Here is a 3,455-nt window from a genome sequence, read left to right as displayed (position 1 = left end):
GGGGAGGGGGGTACCTCCGGTGGGTTTCAGCGTACCCCAGGGGCCTGCCGGGTACCCGTCTTTGACGCACGGAGCCTCCCGGGGGCAGGGGCCTCGTGCGCGCCGCGCAACTTCCTCATCCCTGACGGTGAAGGCGCCGCGCTCTTGGAGAGGTCACGGCGGTATTGCAAGAGGCGCGGCGTGGGCTGTCTGTTGCGCTTGTGGCGAGGGAATTGGCGAACGTAGATGCTGTCTGGTTGGATAATTGCGCCTGTTTTGCGTGTGGTTTGCGTGGAGTGATGGATGTTTGTTTAGATTTGTTTTGGAGATATTTGTTGTGAGTTGCTCGGGAAGATGCGAATTGGGTTTGGGGACTCTTGAGGGAATAGGACGCCGCATCCCTGGATGGAAAGACACCGGCCCGTGACTTAGCGGTGATGGGTCATTGACTTGGCTCTTGGCGGCGGGGCCCGAGAGGATACTGTATATGAAGATGTTTGGAGCGCTTGCGGTTTCGGCGATGATGGCTGTCTTTGTTGGCTGTGGGCCTGTTGACGATCAGTCTTCGATGGAGGGGGCCCCTTCCATGGTTGAGGCGACGTTGAACAATGAGGTCCCGGTTCCAGACGCAGCCATGATAGATGCGCTGGAAGCGGCTTGCGAATCGCCGAGCTGGGACGAGTGTGTGAATGCCGGGTTTGGAAGCTGCACTGCATGGTCAGCGTTCGTCGATTGTGGTTCTCCGTCTGCGTGCGATGACTTCTCTCCGCAGTGCAAGGAACGCATTGGTGGTGAATGGTTTACGACGGGAACGGTCTTTCAGGGCAGGAATAGCTATCGCGTTTGCTTGAACGCGGTGGGTGCGTCTTGCACTGAGTATCGCCTTGAGCAGGTTGTTCAGTCTTGTGGTTGTGGCGGTGGTATTCCGCTTTGATGTCTGAATCTGTCTCCAGGGTGGGTGTGAATTCGCCCGACCTGTGACGCTTTGAAAGACCACGGCCCGGCCCCTTATGAGAGGAGCCGGGCATTGGTCCGTTCAGGCCTGTCGCGGGCCTCATAGCGGCGTGCGGATGAAGCGGGCAGGCGGAGGCTGTTGAGTGAGGAGCTATCGCCTGCCATGTCCGGTGCGCAGTCGCTCGACCTGCGCGAGCGTTTCATCGCAGCCTGGCAAGAGCGCCATCGCCCGTGGCTTCATGCTCGGCGATGCCACGGCGCGCCGCGACCTCGCTCGCTTCGAGGCAACCTGCAGCGTCTGTGCGCGTCCCGTGGGAGCGGTGCGCCTCGCAAGGTGGACGCGGCGGGCGAAGAGGTGCCGCGGCGCCTGGTGTGCGAGCCCCCCGCCACCGATGAGGCGTTGGCACGCGTTGATGCCCTGCCGTCCCGACTTCAGCCCCATCGAACTGGCATGAAGCAAGGCCAAGGCACGCTGCTGCGCAAGTGGTGGCTGCGCACCCGCTCCGGGTTGCAGCAGGGCACCCCGCCAGCCCTGGCGGCCATTTCTCCGCGCGACGCAGCCGGAGGGCTCGCCCACCGCGGCGACGCCATCGCTCAGCCCTTTTGAGCTGCGCCAGGAGGCGAGGCGCCCCGAGGGCCGGGGCGCACCTGGGCAGCTCGCTAGAGAGAAACGAGGCGTTGGGGTTGGCAGAAGAGGTGGTCAGGCCTCCTGCGCCGTCGGCACCCGTGCGTCATGGACGCCGAGGTCTTCGAGGCGGCGCAGGAGCTGCTTGGCGAGCTGCGCCTTGCTGGAGCGCTCGAAGTCGTCAGCGCCCAGGTACTTGTAGGGAAGGTTCTGGCGCAGCATGTTCGAGCACTTCGCTCATCCGCGCCTCCAGCGACTCAAGCGCCGCTTGCAAGGCGTCAATCGGGTCCAGGTGCAGCTTGAGCAGGACGCGGTGGTGGTCCGTCACCCGGCCATGCACGCCTGCACCAGGGCCGCCCGCCTGGCCTTGAATTTGCCCCTTGCCAACTCGGCGAGGACTTCCGGGGCAGTCTGGCCCTGCTCCTGAAGACAGCGGCGTAGGCTGGGAGCCCGTGTCGTGGAATTCTAGAGTGGGTGCGCGATGGCGACAATTCGGGCTGCTCACCAAGCGCCGGGTCCAACTGTTCGACGGGCTCACCCGCACCCATGACGCGCCGACCTCTGTGCCTACGCCACGAGCAGGCTACCGCGTTTCATTCCTCGTGGGTCGGACGCCAGCCGGGTGGCTAACTGTTCGGAAATGTCGGGGGTTTTGGCGCCACAAAAGTCCCGACATTTCCGAACAGCGAGCGCCGGGAGTGACTCCGCCCCCGGCGCGAGGGGGCCCGTCGGGTGGCGCGCGGTCCGCTCGTTCAGCATGAACTCCGCCACGGAGGTGATGGCATCCGCGCGCGCCTTGCGCTCACGAGGTGTCCCCTCGCGCATGCACTCCCACGCGAACCGCTCCGCCCTGCGGTCGCTCGTCCTGCCCTGCCTGGCGCTCGCTCAGCCCGCGGACGACACGCCGCGGAGGGTTCGCCCACTGCGGCGGCTCCGTCGCTCAGCTCATCTGTGCTGCGCGATCAGTGGGGCGCGGCGGGCGTGGGCGCCGCTTTGTCCTCACCCGCTTCGCCGAGAAGCTTCTGGCATCAGCACGTAGCGCCCGGGAATGAACACGATGACACTCTTCCCTCTCTCCCGGAGCTGCTCGGCGAACTCCACGATGATGACGGCGTTCTTGCTGGTGAGGCCCGCGAGCACCAGGAAGGCGAGCAGAATGAGGGCCGGATACTGCAGCATCTTGCGCAGGCCCCGGCCGTAGAGGGCCCTCGTCCCGTCCAGCACGGTGTCCACCCAGCGGAAGAAGACCCACTTCTCGCCCTCGTGGTGCTTCATCATCCGGGCGCTGAGCGCGGGGGTGAGCCTCGCGCGCGGCCTGTATGGGAGACAGGCGCAGCTCCACCATCAACCGCTCGATGTTCTCGATGACGACGATGGCGTCGTCCACCATCAGGCCCGTGGCCAGCATCAAGACGATATCGCCGAACTCCTCCGGCTCCACCAGCCGGTCTCGGGCCCGCGCCGCTATCTGGTAGGGGTTGAGGCCAATGGAGGACAGGGGGTTGCGCACCTCGTGGACGATTTGGGCGGAGATGCGGCCGACGGCGGCCAGCTGCTCGGCGCGCATGAGGGCCTCGGCCTGGGCCTTGAGCTGGGCCTCGCGGGCCTGGAGGGAGCGGGCCATCTGGTCGAACTCGCGGGCGAGGACGGCCACCTCGTCGTCGCCGCGCACGCCGAGCTGGGCGTTGTAGTCACCGCGGCCGATACGGGACACGCCGCGGATGAGGTTTTGCATCGGGCACAGGGTGCGTGCGGACCAGGCGGTGGCGCCCACGGAGAAGCCGATGATGAAGAGGCCGGTGGTGCGCTCGCGCTCCTCGGCGCCGTCCACGCGCTCGCGGATGCGGTTGGACAGGGCGGCGCGCAGCACGCGAATCTCGCGGCCGATGGCGTTCTC

3 protein-coding genes and 2 pseudogenes are annotated in these 3,455 nt (G+C 65.9%); 2 read left to right on the top strand and 3 right to left on the bottom strand.

Annotated features, from left to right (window positions below; all coding sequences use genetic code 11):
* Positions 1–466: 466 nt before the first annotated feature.
* Together HV824_RS35210 and HV824_RS35205 are read left to right on the top strand one after the other, a co-directional pair.
* A complete protein-coding gene (locus HV824_RS35210; RefSeq protein ID WP_176421529.1) occupies positions 467–913 on the top strand; it encodes a hypothetical protein in 447 nt (148 codons plus the stop codon).
* 183 nt (positions 914–1,096) lie between these two features.
* The gene (locus HV824_RS35205; protein ID WP_176421530.1) at positions 1,097–1,540 is read left to right on the top strand and encodes a hypothetical protein; all 444 of its coding nucleotides are present in this window, start codon (positions 1,097–1,099) and stop codon (positions 1,538–1,540) included.
* Positions 1,541–1,633: 93 nt separating this feature from the next.
* Here the strand turns inward: HV824_RS35205 and HV824_RS35200 are convergent, their stop codons facing one another.
* From HV824_RS35200 to HV824_RS38095, 3 genes and pseudogenes are all read right to left on the bottom strand, one after another.
* The gene (locus tag HV824_RS35200) at positions 1,634–1,780 is read right to left on the bottom strand and encodes a hypothetical protein (RefSeq protein ID WP_176421531.1); all 147 of its coding nucleotides are present in this window, start codon (positions 1,778–1,780) and stop codon (positions 1,634–1,636) included.
* 915 nt (positions 1,781–2,695) lie between these two features.
* A pseudogene (locus HV824_RS35195) lies at positions 2,696–2,963 on the bottom strand (hypothetical protein); the annotation flags it as partial.
* Positions 2,964–3,035: 72 nt separating this feature from the next.
* Positions 3,036–3,455 (bottom strand): annotated as a pseudogene (locus HV824_RS38095) (HAMP domain-containing protein); the annotation flags it as partial.

The organism is Myxococcus sp. AM009 (assembly GCF_013372605.1).
Taxonomy (GTDB): domain Bacteria; phylum Myxococcota; class Myxococcia; order Myxococcales; family Myxococcaceae; genus Myxococcus; species Myxococcus vastator.
This window is presented reverse-complemented; position numbering and strand designations above follow the sequence as displayed.

Bases quoted from the DNA above. Each gene is read 5' to 3' on its own strand.
- HV824_RS35205 (WP_176421530.1), top strand. From the start codon at position 1,097: ATGTCCGGTGCGCAGTCGCTCGACCTGCGCGAGCGTTTCATCGCAGCC.
- HV824_RS35200 (WP_176421531.1), bottom strand. From the start codon at position 1,780: ATGCTGCGCCAGAACCTTCCCTACAAGTACCTGGGCGCTGACGACTTC.
- HV824_RS35210 (WP_176421529.1), top strand. From the start codon at position 467: ATGAAGATGTTTGGAGCGCTTGCGGTTTCGGCGATGATGGCTGTCTTT.